The sequence below is a fragment of the Nocardia neocaledoniensis genome, from assembly GCF_029868625.1.
In the GTDB taxonomy this organism is placed as follows: Bacteria; Actinomycetota; Actinomycetes; order Mycobacteriales; family Mycobacteriaceae; genus Nocardia; species Nocardia neocaledoniensis_A.
In genome coordinates this window covers 1-1,678 of record NZ_JARWOJ010000147.1, presented here as the reverse complement: position 1 = coordinate 1,678, position 1,678 = coordinate 1, and the positions used below count along the sequence as shown (strand labels likewise).

General features: G+C 70.2%; 2 protein-coding genes. Both read left to right on the top strand.

Annotated features, from left to right (window positions below; all coding sequences use genetic code 11):
- Positions 1-390 precede the first annotated feature (390 nt).
- Positions 391-843 (top strand): hypothetical protein, encoded by a 453-nt coding sequence (locus tag QH270_RS10790; protein WP_280340583.1) that lies wholly within the window; start codon positions 391-393, stop codon positions 841-843.
- A 56-nt stretch (positions 844-899) separates the two neighbouring features.
- Complete coding sequence (locus QH270_RS10785) at positions 900-1,502, top strand: DUF5753 domain-containing protein (RefSeq protein WP_280340581.1); 603 nt, start codon at positions 900-902, stop codon at positions 1,500-1,502.
- The last annotated feature ends 176 nt before the right edge of the window (positions 1,503-1,678 follow it).

Genomic DNA, 1,678 nt, shown 5'->3' with positions numbered 1-1,678 from the left:
CTTCGCGGCTCTGTCCAGTACCGGGGCGGTGCTCGCTGCCGAGGGCGACGAGGTGTTGCTGCCCTCGCCCCGTGACCCGGCGCGACGTTGGCTACCGCACGAACCCTTGGATCCCTATCGGCCGAGCGCTGAGGTCGTGGTCTCCACGATCCTGGCCTGCCGATAAGCGGCGCCGGAGCCCGTCATGCCGCGGTCTGGATCGCCCCGCCCCGATGAGCCCGACACTCACCTTCGAGTGATCAGTGGCGGGCTCGTCGCCGACTTCAGCGGGTGCGTCTCGGCCGTACAGAACTTTTTGCGCGAGTGCCGGATCCATCCTCGTACCTCCATCACTGCCCTCGAAGTCAGCGATGGATATCTACCGAAACATCGAATGCCTTGTGAGGTCCTGTGGCTACATCCGTGACCGAGACGCCCGCGCACCGCTGCGCCGCCTACCGGCAATTGGGCTGGCGGGTCGTGCTCGACAGCCACGACAACATCGTGCTGCCCGCCGACCAGATCCACGGCATCCAGGTCTGCGACCAGCTCGCTGACAGAGTCTCAGACCAGTTGCGCCACAGCCGAATTCAGACACCGATCGTGCACAACACCGCGACCGGGCAGCGCATGTTCTTGACCACCGCGATCCGAGCCGAGGACCCGCGCCTGATCAACATCTTCCCGCGCGGCTCGAAGGTGCAAGCCATCCGCACCGCGCCGGGTTCCCCGATCCCGCTGCCGACCCCGGGTGATTCGACCCGGGTGTGGCTGAGCCCGCCTCGCCCCGGCGCCCTGGCCGACTTCGAGCTCGTCTACACGATCACCCGCGATGCCGCTCGCGGCCTACTCGACGCCGCCTGACCACCGCCCGCAACGGCCGACTGGTCGCTCCACACCGGATAGCAAGGAAGAACATCATGTCTTACACCAGCATTTACGACCACACCGTCGACGGGCTGGCGCCGTTGCAGCGCAGCCTGATCGCGATCGAGGAACGCGTCACCCAGCAGCGAGCCTGGAACCCCGACATCGTGATCGGGCTGGTCCAGACCGAGGACTACGCGCGGGCGATCCTGTCCGGGTGCTTCGGGGTGCTCGAGGTTCCCGACGATCTCGACGAGACGGTCGCCGCACGGATGAAGCGCCAGCAGATCCTGGACCGAGATGAGCGTGACTTCCATTTCCTGATCGGGGAATCGGCGCTGCATCACGTCGTCGGCAGCAGCGAGATCATGGCCGAGCAGATCCTCGCGTTGCGTGACCAGCTCGATGCGCGCCCGCACGTGCGGATCGGGATCGTGCCGCTCAACGCGCGTTTCGTGGGTCCGGCACCGGAGTTCGTCCTGCACGACACCGCCCGCGTGGAGTCCGAAACCGCGACCGGGGAGGTGGTCGCCACCTCCCCGCGCGACGTCGCCTTGGCCGCGCGGCTGTTCGACCGCCTGCACGGCCAAGCCGTCTACGGCCAGGACGCCGCGACCCTGCTCACCCGCGTGCTGGCCCTACACACCGGCCACTGACCCACCGTGGGTGGGGGGGGGGGGGCGGCGCCGCGCGCGCCCGCCCCCCCCCCTCCCTCCCCCCTCCCCGCCCCCCCCCGGCCCCCCCCCCACCCCCCCCCCCCCCCCCCCCCCCGGCGGCCGCCCCCCCCCGCGCGGCGGGCGGCGGGCCGGCGGCCCCCCCCCCCCCCCCACAC

Bases quoted from the DNA above. Each gene is read 5' to 3' on its own strand.
- QH270_RS10785 (WP_280340581.1), top strand. From the start codon at position 900: ATGTCTTACACCAGCATTTACGACCACACCGTCGACGGGCTGGCGCCG.